At 45.5% G+C, this 13,098-nt stretch carries 11 protein-coding genes, 8 tRNA genes and 1 rRNA gene; all 20 read right to left on the bottom strand.

The features are described from left to right. Nucleotides 1–114: 114 nt before the first annotated feature. Nucleotides 115–188, bottom strand: a tRNA-Arg gene (locus H8S54_RS17275). 173 nt (nt 189–361) lie between these two features. Further along, nucleotides 362–811 carry a hypothetical protein gene (locus tag H8S54_RS17270; RefSeq protein WP_173765102.1) on the bottom strand — a complete coding sequence of 150 codons (450 nt, stop codon included), beginning with the start codon at nt 809–811 and terminating at the stop codon, nt 362–364. 125 nt (nt 812–936) lie between these two features. Beyond that, a complete protein-coding gene (locus tag H8S54_RS17265; protein WP_021926322.1) occupies nt 937–2,328 on the bottom strand; it encodes an aminopeptidase in 1,392 nt (463 codons plus the stop codon). Nucleotides 2,329–2,557: 229 nt separating this feature from the next. Then, complete coding sequence (locus H8S54_RS17260) at nt 2,558–4,288, bottom strand: ABC-ATPase domain-containing protein (protein WP_186901908.1); 1,731 nt, start codon at nt 4,286–4,288, stop codon at nt 2,558–2,560. Nucleotides 4,289–4,877: 589 nt separating this feature from the next. Further along, nucleotides 4,878–5,609: a histidine phosphatase family protein gene (locus H8S54_RS17255; protein ID WP_021926320.1), complete on the bottom strand. Its 732-nt coding sequence runs from the start codon at nt 5,607–5,609 to the stop codon at nt 4,878–4,880. Nucleotides 5,610–5,653: 44 nt separating this feature from the next. Then, nucleotides 5,654–6,370: a GDSL-type esterase/lipase family protein gene (locus H8S54_RS17250; protein WP_173765099.1), complete on the bottom strand. Its 717-nt coding sequence runs from the start codon at nt 6,368–6,370 to the stop codon at nt 5,654–5,656. Nucleotides 6,371–6,556: 186 nt separating this feature from the next. Further along, complete coding sequence (locus tag H8S54_RS17245) at nt 6,557–6,871, bottom strand: hypothetical protein (protein ID WP_186901907.1); 315 nt, start codon at nt 6,869–6,871, stop codon at nt 6,557–6,559. Between the two features lie 166 nt (nt 6,872–7,037). Further along, on the bottom strand, nt 7,038–7,796 hold the full coding sequence (locus H8S54_RS17240; protein ID WP_186901906.1) for a sugar phosphate isomerase/epimerase family protein: 759 nt from the start codon (nt 7,794–7,796) through the stop codon (nt 7,038–7,040). A 68-nt stretch (nt 7,797–7,864) separates the two neighbouring features. Beyond that, nucleotides 7,865–9,109: a heme ABC transporter ATP-binding protein gene (locus H8S54_RS17235; RefSeq protein WP_243176882.1), complete on the bottom strand. Its 1,245-nt coding sequence runs from the start codon at nt 9,107–9,109 to the stop codon at nt 7,865–7,867. Further along, on the bottom strand, nt 9,106–10,146 hold the full coding sequence (locus tag H8S54_RS17230; protein ID WP_021926315.1) for a FecCD family ABC transporter permease: 1,041 nt from the start codon (nt 10,144–10,146) through the stop codon (nt 9,106–9,108). Before H8S54_RS17230 ends, H8S54_RS17235 begins: the two co-directional genes overlap by 4 nt. 121 nt (nt 10,147–10,267) lie before the next feature. Next, complete coding sequence (locus tag H8S54_RS17225) at nt 10,268–11,179, bottom strand: ABC transporter substrate-binding protein (RefSeq protein WP_186901905.1); 912 nt, start codon at nt 11,177–11,179, stop codon at nt 10,268–10,270. Nucleotides 11,180–11,457: 278 nt separating this feature from the next. Next, on the bottom strand, nt 11,458–12,084 hold the full coding sequence (locus tag H8S54_RS17220; protein ID WP_021926313.1) for a lactate utilization protein: 627 nt from the start codon (nt 12,082–12,084) through the stop codon (nt 11,458–11,460). A 74-nt stretch (nt 12,085–12,158) separates the two neighbouring features. Further along, nucleotides 12,159–12,244: transfer RNA gene (locus H8S54_RS17215), tRNA-Leu, on the bottom strand. 3 nt (nt 12,245–12,247) lie between these two features. After that, nucleotides 12,248–12,320: transfer RNA gene (locus tag H8S54_RS17210), tRNA-Val, on the bottom strand. A gap of 39 nt (nt 12,321–12,359) precedes the next feature. Then, nucleotides 12,360–12,433, bottom strand: a tRNA-Asp gene (locus H8S54_RS17205). A gap of 20 nt (nt 12,434–12,453) precedes the next feature. Next, a tRNA-Ile gene (locus H8S54_RS17200) sits at nt 12,454–12,527 on the bottom strand. A gap of 4 nt (nt 12,528–12,531) precedes the next feature. Then, nucleotides 12,532–12,604 (bottom strand) — tRNA-Thr (locus H8S54_RS17195). 79 nt (nt 12,605–12,683) lie between these two features. Then, nucleotides 12,684–12,755: transfer RNA gene (locus H8S54_RS17190), tRNA-Glu, on the bottom strand. Between the two features lie 18 nt (nt 12,756–12,773). Next, nucleotides 12,774–12,846 (bottom strand) — tRNA-Asn (locus H8S54_RS17185). Nucleotides 12,847–12,930: 84 nt separating this feature from the next. Then, nucleotides 12,931–13,098: ribosomal RNA gene (locus H8S54_RS17180) — 23S ribosomal RNA — on the bottom strand; the annotation flags it as partial.

Here is a 13,098-nt window from a genome sequence, read left to right as displayed (position 1 = left end):
AATGGAAATCCTCCATTGGAATTTTTCCATTCATAGTATATATCGTAAAAAACGAAAGATGGTAACAAAAAAAATCGGAACCACTGATTTCTCAATGATTCCGATTCTTAGTTACGTGTGTTAGAGGATTCGAACCCCCGGCCTTTTGGTCCGTAGCCAAACGCTCTATCCAGCTGAGCTAAACACACATTTGATTCTTACGAGTTTCTTACGCTCTTGCGTTTCTCCCTCGCAACAATGAGTATTCTACACGATACCTACTGTTTTGTCAACACCTTTTTTGAATTTTTTTATTTATTTTTTTGTATGTTTTTTTCGTGTTATTGGTACGATTTGATGTGCAACCCATACTACCGTTATTTTACTGCTTTTCGGCGTTCTTTGCCTGCCAGTTGAGGATGGCTCCTACCATGTAAATTGCCGGGAACATGAGCATGCGGATTACAGATGCAGGATCAAATTCGCCAAAATTCATAGTGACGATCACTTCCGCAATAACCTCCGCAACCAGAAGGATTCCCATTCCTATGCACATTCCTGCGTTTTTTATATTGCCTGCCTGTTTCACGCCCACTACGCCTGCTGCCAGGTAGATTACTCCTGCTGCCAGGACCATCACTGTACTTGCCACCAGCTGGGTATAGGTCATATTATTCTGCTGAAGATACTCTATCACCGCACTGTCAGCGCTGCCTCTTGTTGCCAGGGAAAGTGTGTTTCCGCTGCCAAATGCCAGCATTACCCCCAGAAAAAGGAGGAGCATGCCGCCCACTTTCAGGATGGTTTCCCCAGGTGCCTGTTTTTTTATCATACTGTTTTCTCCCCATTTAAATATTCATCTGCGTTATTTTCCAAATTTGAATGGCTCACTTAACTGCCAGAAAAATATCGGACAGACATCATGTCAATGTCTGCCCGGTACTTTCATTCATTCTATTATGCATCCAGAAGGAATGCCTTGTAAGCCTTATAAGCTTCGTATACATCTGCCTTGCTTGTAACCTCCCACGGTGCATGCATGCTGAGAACAGATACGCCGCTGTCGATTACTTCCATTTCATAAAGAGCAGCAATATAAGCGATGGTTCCGCCGCCGCCCACATCTACCTTGCCAAGCTCTGCAGTCTGGAAAAATACATTGTGATCGTTGAAAATCTTGCGGACTCTTGCCACATACTCAGCGTTGGCATCATTGGAACCGGATTTTCCGCGGGCTCCAGTAAACTTGTTCAGCACAATACCTCTTCCAAGATATGCAGAATTCTTTTTCTCAAAAGCTTCTGCAAATGCAGGATCATATCCAGCACTTACATCAGAGGAGAGCATGCTGGAATTCTTCAGCGCCTTTCTCAGTCTCAAGTCAGAATACTGTCCCAGTGCATCCAGAACATCTGCTACGCTGTTCTCAAAGAAACGGGACTGCATACCGGTAGCTCCTACGCTTCCGATCTCTTCCTTATCAACCAGCAGACAGCAGCTTGTACGCTTTGGAGCTTTCATCTCAAGAAGGGCCAGAAGGGAAGTGTATGCGCAAACTCTGTCATCCTGTCCGTAACCAGCAATCATGCTGCGGTCAAGTCCGCAGTCACGGGCCTTGCCAGCCGGCACAATTTCAAGCTCTGCGGAAAGGAAATCTTCCTCTTCCACACCATATTTCTCATTCAGGATGCGAAGAACATTCTCTTTCACAGCTTCTTTCTTCTTATCATCCGGAAGATCTGCAAGAGGACGGCTTCCAATGAGGATATCTAGCTTCTCACCCTCTACAACCTCGGAAGCTTTCTTTGCCATCTGCTGTCCTGCAAGATGAATCAGAAGGTCTGTGATATAAAGAACCGGATCTTCCTCATCCTCACCGATTGTTACATTCACAACGGTTCCGTCCTTCTTCACGATTACGCCGTGCATTGCCATAGGAAGGGCAACCCACTGGTATTTCTTCACACCGCCATAATAATGGGTGTCAAGATATGCAAGGTCTGTATCCTCATATAACGGATTCTGCTTGATATCCAGTCTTGGGGAATCGATGTGCGCGCAAAGGATATTCATACCTTCTGCCAGATCGTCCTCTCCAATATGATACAGGGCAATGATCTTCTTCATGCCAACTGTGTAAACCTTATCTCCTGCTTTGAGAGCCTCGCCTTTTTTCACCTTTTCTTCCAGGGAAACATAACCAGCCTCTTCGGCTTCTTTCACGATCTGTGTGATGCACTCACGCTCTGTTTTTCCCACATTTAAGAAATGACGGTATTTCTTTGCTACATCTTCCAGCTGATTCATATCAGCCTCGGAATATGAAAGCCATGCATTTGGACGTTCCATAAATCTATATCCACCTTTCTTCTGTTATCCTTGCAACACCAGGCCAATTCCAGAGCATGCAAACCGCAGAAATCATTTTTTCCACCGCTCTGGTCCCGGCGTTTTCCTCATCCAAAGTTCATTATAACGTATAACGAACCAAAAAGCTACTGACAAATGTGCTTTCCTGCACAAACTGATGGAGGTTTATTCCTGCACGCATGGGCAGCGCCGCGACAGTATTTCGCGTTTATGGTCTTCTGTAACGGTTGAAGCAGGCGTAAATTTCCTGTTTGCGGGGTACCGCATAGCCACAGGAAATGTAACCTTCTGCAAGGAAAGACATGTCTTCTTTTTCCAGTCGGTCACACAGAATCTCCACAATCTCCGGCAGGGTTCTTTTCCCGTCGATCAGTTTCTCTACGGCATACTTCAGAAGCCCGCCAAGGGCCTGGGTCTGCTCGCTGTCGATCAGCTGCTCAATATACCGCAGATCCACGTCCTGTTTGCCAATGGAAAAACCATCACGGCCGTGTACTTTTACCTTCAGGCGCTCTGGTTTATCCTGGGGCTTGAAATAGCCGTAATAGTCCTTTTTGGGGCTTTTGGACGGTGCCGCCTTGGACATGATCCGATGGCTGTGAGGCAGGCAGAATTCGGATGCTGTGCTTTCATTTAAAGGATAGTCCCCGCAAAGCTTCCGCGCCTTATCCGTAATATCCACAGGCCTGTAATTGTCCATCTGAATCACCGTATCCGCAATATGGAAAAATGCGCCGGAGCTTCCGGCCACCAAAATAGTAGAAATCCCTGCTTTCTCATACAGGTCACGGGCACGCTCCAGAAATGGAGTGATGGGCTCTTTTTCCCGGCTGATCACCCGCTGCATAAAGGCATCCCGTACCATAAAATTGCTTGCAGAGGTATCCTCATCCAACAGGAAAACATGGCTTCCCGCCTCGATTCCCTCCACAATTCCAGCTGCCTGGGAAGTACTTCCGCTGGCATCCTCTGTAGAAAAACAACTGGTGTCTTTTTTGTTTGGAAGATCATTGATGAACAGGGAAATATCCACATCCTTTATAAATCGTCCGTCCTCAGAACGCAGCTTCTGGGCAGTGGAATCGGTAATCACATATTCCCTGCCATCCCCCTGGATATGATTGTATACGCCCAGTTCCAGAGCATTCAAAAGGGTAGATTTGCCGTGATAGCCTCCGCCGACAATCAAAGTGATTCCTTTCGGAATTCCCATGCCTGTGATCCTTCCTTTGTGAGGAAGCGCCATGGTCACCCGCAGGCTTTCCGGGGAAGAAAAGTCCACGCAGTTTTTCATCGGTCTGGAAGAAATTCCGCTTTCTCTTGGCAAAACCGCGCCATCGTTTACAAAAGCCGCAAGGGAACGTCTGGAAATCTCCTCACGGATAAACTGCTGATCTTCTGCCAGAAATATGGCATTTTCCAGATCTTTTCCACTTAAATTCCGGTAGAAGAATGCTTTTTCCACACAAACAGGGAGAAACTCAAAGAAAATCTTCTCCAATTCACCTGAATTGATGGTTCGTCCATTCGCCGGGAATCCCACGAAAAATCTGGCAATGATTCCCTGCTCTGTAATCTCACAGGCAGTTCGCTCCAGAACCTCCTGTCCGCACTTCGTCACAGAAATCAGACCGCTTTTCCCGGAACCTTTGGCGCGGAATGTATAGCGGTTCACCTGCTGCTCAAACTGGCGGGTAAGATAATCCGCAAGCGTAATTCTGGTAAGATGATCTTTATAATACGCAGCGGGAAAGCCTGCTGCCTTATGGGAAATTTTTACGCTCACATGAGATGGGGATGCAAAGGGATCTCCCTGTACATGGTCGATTGCTAAAATATATTTCTGAAACTGGTAAACACCTTTCAAAGACTTGTAAGCAGGATAGCTCTTTCGGTTAATAGACCGCAGAAGCTCCTGCAGCTGAATTGCTGACTGCATATGGATCCTCCATTTTTTTGCATATTTTATTATAAAATGCCAATACTGCTATCCCCTAGTGTGCCGACAAGTTGATTCTTGTAACAATCTTGCAGGATAAATTTTTTATTTCAAGGCGGAGGAAGGAGGCGTAGCGGTGGCTACGGCGACCGACGACAACGCAGAAATAAGAAATTTAGACGCAAGATTGTTCTAGAAATCAGCTTGTCGGTACACTAGCAGCATTTAGCTTAATTGCTCAGGCATAATATTGTCTGTATCCTTTACTATAGTCAATCCTTCAGAACTTGTCCAGATATGCTTTTGCACAACGTAAAACCACCGCCCAGTCGACGTTCTTGCCAACAGACGGTGGTTTATTTATACATTTTTAGGGAAAGGAAAGAGTTTTTCTTAAGAGTTCTCTCTCTTAAGATGTATATATCATATCGCATAAATGTGAGAAATATTTGTCCAAATTCTAATAATTTTATAAAATTTCTAAAATGAAAATAATGAACTCGTAACTGAATACGAAACTTGCTATTACTGACTCTGTTTTTCCCTGTCGCCTATAACACAAATGGAATTTTTATTCAATAAAAAGTTCTTAATCGTGTCTCTGGTCTTTATTTCCATAGGCTTCGCAGAATCTTGCGGCGAAAGCCGGCGGCTCGTTGTTGGCATACAGGTGAGAAATATCACCGAAAGCGCTCATACGGAAGGCAGCGATGCCCTGACGGCGTTCTTCGGTTGTCAGGGTTGTCACAGATGAGGGCGCAGCTACACAGCCATGCCATAACACCATGGGAGATACATTCAGCAGATGGCTGAGAAGCACGCATTCCAGTCCGAAATGACAGAAGAAAATAATGGTGTCGTTATTTTCCTCATTTACTTTATAATAATGGCCTTCTCTCTCATAACCATGCTTTGCCAGAACCTTATCGAATTCTCCGGTCACATGATCGTACATTTCCTTCACATGACCTTCCTGCATGGCCTCGTTCTCAAACCAGTGGTCATACTGGAAAAAGCGCTCGTCTGCCATCCAGTCCTGGGGCAGCCAGTCCCATGCAATAATTTTCTTATCCTTCACATCCGGGCGCCAGATCTGGCAGGGGAATTCCTGAAGCCACTCACATACCACTGCGGTTCTTCCCATTTTTTTCAGGGTTGGGGCTGCGGTGTCCCTGGCTCTTCCAAGAGGTGATACATAAAATGCCTTCACATCCAGCTTAGAAAGCTTCTGGGAAAGATATTCCACCTCTTTCCAGCCTTTTTCCGTAAGGGAATCTATATCATAATCCGGATCACCATGGCGCACAATCAATACTTTCATAATGTCACTCCTCGTTTTTTATTATTAACGATTTTAGCATATCTTCACAGATAATTCACCATGATTTTCTGTTCATTCAAAAGAAACATCCGCGCTGCTGCCAGAAATCTCCCGGATTTTTTCTGCCAGTATCTTCGCTGCCTTTTTGTGAGACAGATGTCCCGGATGCTCTCTGGATTGCATGCCCTTATTTTTCTTAAAAAATCAATCACAGCCTTTTCAACCTTTTCCATATCCCGGGTGCCGCTGCCGTCATTGGTTCCCAGGTTTACCACAACTACATCTGGCTGGAACTTCTGGAAATCCCATTTTTCCAGAGCGCCCAGTTCTTTATTTCGCTCACCATTTAAAAGGCCGCACACCTGCTCATAATACAGCGGAATCGCCTGCTGCTCATTGCCTTCCCAGGAACAGAAAACGCCCCAGCTGCTCTGGCTGATGCAGTGATATACCGCCCCAAGCTCTTTTGCTGCCATATATGCATAATGATCCACTGCATTGAAGCAGAATGAATTCCAGGTCATCTCCCTCTCTGCGCCGCTGCATCCTTCCCCGGAAGTAATACTGTCCCCAATCACTTCCATTCTAAGCTTTGGCTCCTCAAGCGGGAAAAATTCACCGTCTGTCTCAACACTTAGCACCTGAAGCAATGTTTTCTCATCTGTAGGAAATGCAGGTGTATCCCTAAGAAACTTTACATTTCTTACCTTGTCCCCTTCCATATTACGGAAAAGACAGATTTCTGTTGCTCTTACATTCAATTCAATTCCGGAGGCTGTCCAGAATAAGGTAACGGTCTCCAGACTGTCGTTGGTTCTTCCAAGTACTCTTAAATATGGAAAAGATATTTATCCAAAAGCCAAAAAAGAGTTATTGCAATATGGCTTCCCAGCAGTTTTCTGCTTCTGGCACAGCCACACTTGCAATAACTCTTTCCTGTTTTAACTTTACAAAATTCCTGTTGTCGCAGCAACAGTGTCTTTGAGCATTCCAAGCCCCTTCAGCAGATTGATGGTATCCCGCACTCCTGCCGCATAGGACAGATCAGAATACCTCTCATCCCTTGTCTGCATGCAGGCGATATAATCGTCAATTACACGCTTCACAGTATGAGGGAGCTGCAGCTGTTCGTATCTGCCTTCCAGATATTTCAGATCTTCATTGTCCTGTCTGATATAGGAATCCTCTTCATCTACTCTATCCTGTTCCTTCACCATCTTCTCAATATTTTGAAGCATGATCATTCTTGTTGTCATTTCCATTGTATTTTCCTCCTGATATGTACTGATTACGCACAGTTCATTAGTAGCTTACTATTTTTCCCTTGCACTTTCCGTCATTATTCTACTTTTTATATCAGAATTTTGCAACAAGAATCGTCCGACAACTTGTACTATAATTCGACAAAAGAGGTCCATCCGGCACTGCTCATACTCCGCAAAAGTCACTGGCATACAGGCTTTCAAGGCATGCCTGTACGTCTTCTTTTTTCATGCATTCAATGGTCCAGGTACGCCCCTGATCCTGGGGCAAAAGCTTCAGGACTTCTTTCCATGGAAGATTTCCCTTTCCCAGACCAATATGAGAATCCCGGTCACCGCAGTTGTCATGGACATGGACATGAGACACATAAGGTGCCAGATTTTCCGCCCATTTTCGAGCATCTACGGTGGAATAGCAGTGCGCATGTCCTATATCCAGGCAAAGCTTGAAATTGGGCTGATTTACCCGCTGGTAAACATCCAGAAGCAGTTCCCAGTCGTTATCAAACACATTTTCCAGAACAATCTCGATTTCCCGCCTATCCTCCATAAATTCCTGCCAGAAAACAGACACATGATCTGCCCATCCTTCTTTGTAATAGGCATACGGGTTCATTCCTGAGTGAAAAACGATCTTCTTTGCACCAAGCTCCAGCCCGGCCTCATAGCACTGGGAAAAACGGGTCATGGTGGCTTCCCTTACCAGACTGTCGTAAGCGCAGGGATTCACATCCAGAAATGGGCCGTGCAGAATCAGTTGGTCCCTTCCCATATATTTTATTTTTTCCCGACAATACTCTATAGACCTGGAAAGCTGATCCAGGTTGTCCGAAATGGAAAAATCAATGCTCTCCACTCCTACACCGTATTTTTCCACAAAGAATTTCATTTTCTCATCCGGAATGAGATGACTGATGTATATCATTTTTGTTCTCCGTTACACTTTTTTATTTTGCTCAGCTGAAAATCGTTGGCAATGCTGCATTTCTGAGCTTACAGCCAGTCCCCGGCGTTGAATTTTTCATAAAAATGAATTTCTTTTATTTTCTGTATTTCATCCAGTCTTCTTTGCAGCTGTCCATGCGTAAAATCCTGGTTCAATATATTTTTATGAATATAAAGTTCTCCCTTCACGTGTTCCAGCCCGTCCAGATTGCGGATATTGGCCTCTCCGAAGGGAATGTCTGCAACGATCACCGCATCTGCATCTTTCATAAGCTCCAGATTCTTTGCCTGCTCCTCCTGGCCAACGGTCTGAAAAGAGCCGATTTCGACCCTTGGTATGTCCAGATATTCACAGATCTCAGCATCGTCACTTTCCCGGTTCACAACTCCTGCTGTCACAGCATGGCCCATGTTGGTCAGCTGCTCCAGAATACGTACGCCGCCTTTTTCCCCGCAGATCACATGAATTCTGAGAGGTTTCGCTGTCTGTTTCTCGTCCATTACGCGAATGGGAATAATTTCCGTTTTTTCAATCAGAGGATTGTTTTTCACAAGAAGCCTCATTTCATACAGCTCTTCCATTTCCTGACGATTGATGATTTCCCGGGGCGTCCCGTCTGCCTTGACTTTTCCATCCTTTAAGATCACAATTCTGCTGCAGAATCTGGATGCCAGATTAATGTCATGGAGAACAGCAAGCACTGTAATATGTTCTTTCTCATTCAACTGGCGGATCAGTTCCATTACTTCGATCTGATGATGGAGATCCAGCGCGGAAGTGGGCTCATCCAGAAGAATAATCTCCGGCTGCTGGGTAATGGCTCTTGCCAGAATTACACGCTGCCGCTCACCGCCGCTCAGCTGATTGTAAAGCCGATTTCGGAACATATCTGTCTTGGTCAGTTTCATGGCGCGCTCTGCGATTTCCCGATCTTCCTGGCTTTCACGATGGCGAAAATCGATGTAGGGATTTCGCCCCATCATTACAATATCCTCTACAGTAAAATCATAGTCCACATAATAGGACTGCGGAACCACAGCTACCATCTGCGCACGCTCCCGGGCTTTCAGCTTCCTGCTGTTTTTTCCGCAGATCTCAATCTCACCGCCTGTAAGGGGAAGAAGGCCGGACACACATTTGATCAGGGTAGATTTGCCTGTTCCATTAGAGCCGATTAACGCCACATACTCGCCTTTTTTCACCTGAAAGCTTACATCCTGCAGCACCACTTTTTCCCCATATCCTACTGCCGCATGAGAAAAGGAAAGCATTGTCTGATTTTCATTTTTCATACTACTCCCCCTCCCTTCTTAGATTTTCGAAGCAGATACAGGAAAAATGGACCGCCGCAGATGGATGTGATAATTCCCACTGGAATTTCTGAGGTGGTCAGACTTCTGGCAGCCGTATCGCAGATTACCATAAATGCGCCGCCAAATACCATAGATACCGGAAGCAGCCTGCGGTGCTTGGGGCCTGTGAGCAGGCGTACCACATGGGGAACTACCAGGCCTACAAAGCCAATGATTCCGGTAACAGAAATCACCGATGCAGTGAGAAGACTGGACGCGAACAGGACTTTTCTTTTTACTAATTCAATATTTACACCTAACTGGGTTGCTGTTTCTTCTCCAGTGAGCATTACATCCAGTTCCCGGCAGGAAAGCAGCATGATCACAAGTCCGATGAGCACCCAGGGCAGCACTGCCGCAATCTGGTTCCAGCCTTTTCCATTCAAAGTTCCCATGGTCCAGAACATAATCTGATCCATGCTCTGTTTGTTCATCATCATGATAAAGGACATCAGTGCAGAAAGTGTGGAGTTGATTGCCACTCCCGACAGCAGCAGGGTTGCCACTGGAACTCGCCTGCCCACCCGGGAAATACTGTATACCAGGAATAATGTGGCAAAGGAGCCTGCAAATGCCAGAAGCATAGTGCTGTTAAACACGCCTATGCGAAATGTAAAATGGCATACGATTCCTACAGCAGCGCCCAAAGCGGCTCCTGATGAGATGCCCAGCACAAAGGGATCTGCCATTGGATTTTTGAAAATGCCCTGGTATCCGGCTCCGCTTACCGCAAGGGCAGCTCCGGTTATGAAACCCAGAATAATTCTGGGAAAACGAATGTTCCAGATGATAGTAATATTGCCTTTTGAGATTTCTTCCAGACTTACATTAAGATGAAACAGTTTGTTCAGCAAAATGCGGTTTGCATCACTTATGGATACAGAAGCTGCACCTGTAATGGTACATACCCAGACAATTCCAAGACAAAGAAGAACAGCCAGCACAAGAAATCCGGTTTTGCTTTTTTTGTTTTTCATATAGTTTTCCTTTTTGTATTTGGAAGCCTTCTGAATTCTTAAATATGATGATACAAAAGCAGGGGCAAATTCCTTGCCCCTTACTTTGTACTTCCATTATTAAATTTCAGAATTCCAATATTTACTCTGCGATTTCCGGATAAACAAGCTCAGCAAGTACTTTTAAGCCTTCTACGTAACGCGGGCCTGGTCTCTGGATCATGTCGCCTTCTACGCTGGAACCATCGATATAGATGAATCCGCCGTCTTCATTCAGGCATGCCAAATCAGAAAGTCCTGCAGTCTGCTGTACATCCTCAAGTGTGGAATACAGGGAAATGTATACGTCCGGATTTGCTTCCACAACTGCTTCTGCGGAAAGCTGCGGCCATGCGCTGTCTGCATCGGCTGCCACATTCTCTACCTTGATCATCTGCATGGAATTGTCCAGAAGTGAAGATGGTCCGGCGCTGTAAAGGCTTCCTATATCGATAAATGCGCTTTTCTCTTCTTTCACACTCTCAAGCTCTGCGCTTAAGTCTGTCCACTCATCTTCCATGTTCTTTACAACTTCTTCTGCCTCTGCATCATGTCCGATGAGCTTTCCAAGTGTCTCGATGTTTTTCTCTGTGAACTCCAGATCACTTGCATTTGTGATAAAAATGGCGGTTCCGTTTTCTTCTAACTGCTGACGGATGTTGTCATCGATGAATCCGGATGCTACAACAAGATCTGGGGATTTGGATAAGATCAGCTCCATGTTTGGTTCCATGTATGTTCCGATAGAATCTACATCTGCAGCTTCTTCCGGATAATTGCAGTAGTCTGTTCTTCCAGTTACAGAATCGCCTGCTCCAAGAGCAAACAGGATCTCAGTGTCCACTGGTGCAAGAGATACAATGCGCTCTGGTGCTTTCTTCAGTGTAACTTCATTGCCAGAGTCGTCCATTACTGTAACAGGAAAAGCGTCTGTTTCCGCAAAGACAGTTGCACCTGATACCCAGACTGCACCTAATAAGGCAGTTGCTGCTGCAAATAATGTAGCTTTTTTCATTTTGGAAAATTCCTCCTGTAGGTTCATTTTATTTTTATCCGCGTATCTTTTATTGTACCTTATCTAAAGGGATAAAGCTAGTGTGCCGACAAGTTGATTCTTGTAGCAATCTTGCAGGATAAATTTTTTATTTCAAGGCGGAGGAAGGAGGCGTAGCGGTGGCTACGGCGACCGACGACAACGCAGAAATAAGAAATTTAGACGCAAGATTGTTCCAGAAATCAACTTGTTGGCACACTAGTTGTAGAGAGGGATTATTTTTTCCAAATTATTCTATATTAGAATCCCAGTGTATCATTTACCAGAATTACATGGATTCTGCCTTCGTGACGGGAATATCTTGTAATCAGGAACTGGCAGCATATTGTATCCGGGGATTTGCAGTCGAAGCATTTGCCGGTTTCTTTGCATGGAGTTTTGACATCGAATCTCTGGGCATTGGCTGGGGCTGCTACATTTCTGGCACGTTTCATTGCTGCGTCAAGGTCGGAACAGACTTTGTTCATTCCCACGATGAATACTACTTTTCTTGGACCCTGGGCAATGCAGGAGACACGATTGGAATTTCCATCAATGTTGACCATAACGCCATCGCTTGTGATTGCATTTGCGCTGGAAAGGAATACATCTGCATCATATGCCGCCATAAGGCTTTCTCTTGGAGACATTTTACTGCGGTCAAGGTAGTTGTAATTGCCATCTTCTAAGGCACTGATCAGCCCTACTTCGGAAGCGCTGGCACAGCCGCCCATTGCAATGGTGCTGCCTTCTGGAATAAGCTCTAATGCCTGCTTCACAGCAGCTTCTTTATCTGCCGCATAGTAGCCGGACATATTGCGGGACTCCAGCCCTTTAATCACCGTCTTCGCCAGGATCTCGTTTCTTTTCTTCATGTTTTCATCCATAATTTTTAACCTCCTGTATTGTGTATATTCGTATATATCAAAAAAGCCCTTGGAAATCCAAGAGCTTTTAATCATGCCGCAGACCGGAATCGAACCGGTACGGGTATCACTACCCACGGGATTTTAAGTCCCGGGCGTCTGCCAGTTCCGCCACTGCGGCATATGGGACCTATAGGGCTCGAACCTATGACCCTCTGCTTGTAAGGCAGATGCTCTCCCAGCTGAGCTAAGATCCCATAAATAAAAGATATTTAATTAGCTGTTAAAAACAGCAGCGACCCGGAAGAGACTCGAACTCTCGACCTCCGCCGTGACAGGGCGGCGCTCCAACCAACTGAGCCACCGGGCCAGGAAAATATTAAATTAAAATGGACCTTCGGGGACTCGAACCCAGGACCGACCGGTTATGAGCCGGTTGCTCTAACCAACTGAGCTAAAGGTCCAAAAAGCCGATAATCGGACTCGAACCGATAACCTGCTGATTACAAATCAGCTGCTCTGCCAATTGAGCCACATCGGCATAATACTTATGAAGTGTATTATACAACAAATGTCAGAGTAAAGCCACACCAAAATCACATTTATATTTAATTTTTCAATGACTCCAAGGGGATTTGAACCCCTGTTACCGCCGTGAAAGGGCGGTGTCTTAACCGCTTGACCATGGAGCCGAATGTTTCCATAAAAAACTCCCCCTGTTGGACTCGAACCAACGACACTTCGGTTAACAGCCGAATGCTCTACCGACTGAGCTAAGGAGGAATAAAGGTTTGCACCTTCAAAACTACATACATGTTACATCCTTGTTCGGAATTTGTCAAGAATCTTTTTTCAACCTTGCGATTGTTGGTCAAGCCCTCACCCTATTAGTAGCAGTCAGCTCCGTGCGTTGCCGCACTTCCACCCCTGCCCTATCTACCTCGTCGTCTTCAAGGGGGTTTACTTCTTTCGAATGGGACATCTCATCTTGAGGGGGGCTTCACGCTTAGATGCCTTCAGCGTTTATCCCTTCCG

Origin of the sequence: Blautia segnis, assembly GCF_014287535.1 — a bacterium.
GTDB lineage: Bacteria > Bacillota > Clostridia > Lachnospirales > Lachnospiraceae > Blautia_A > Blautia_A acetigignens.
This window is presented reverse-complemented; position numbering and strand designations above follow the sequence as displayed.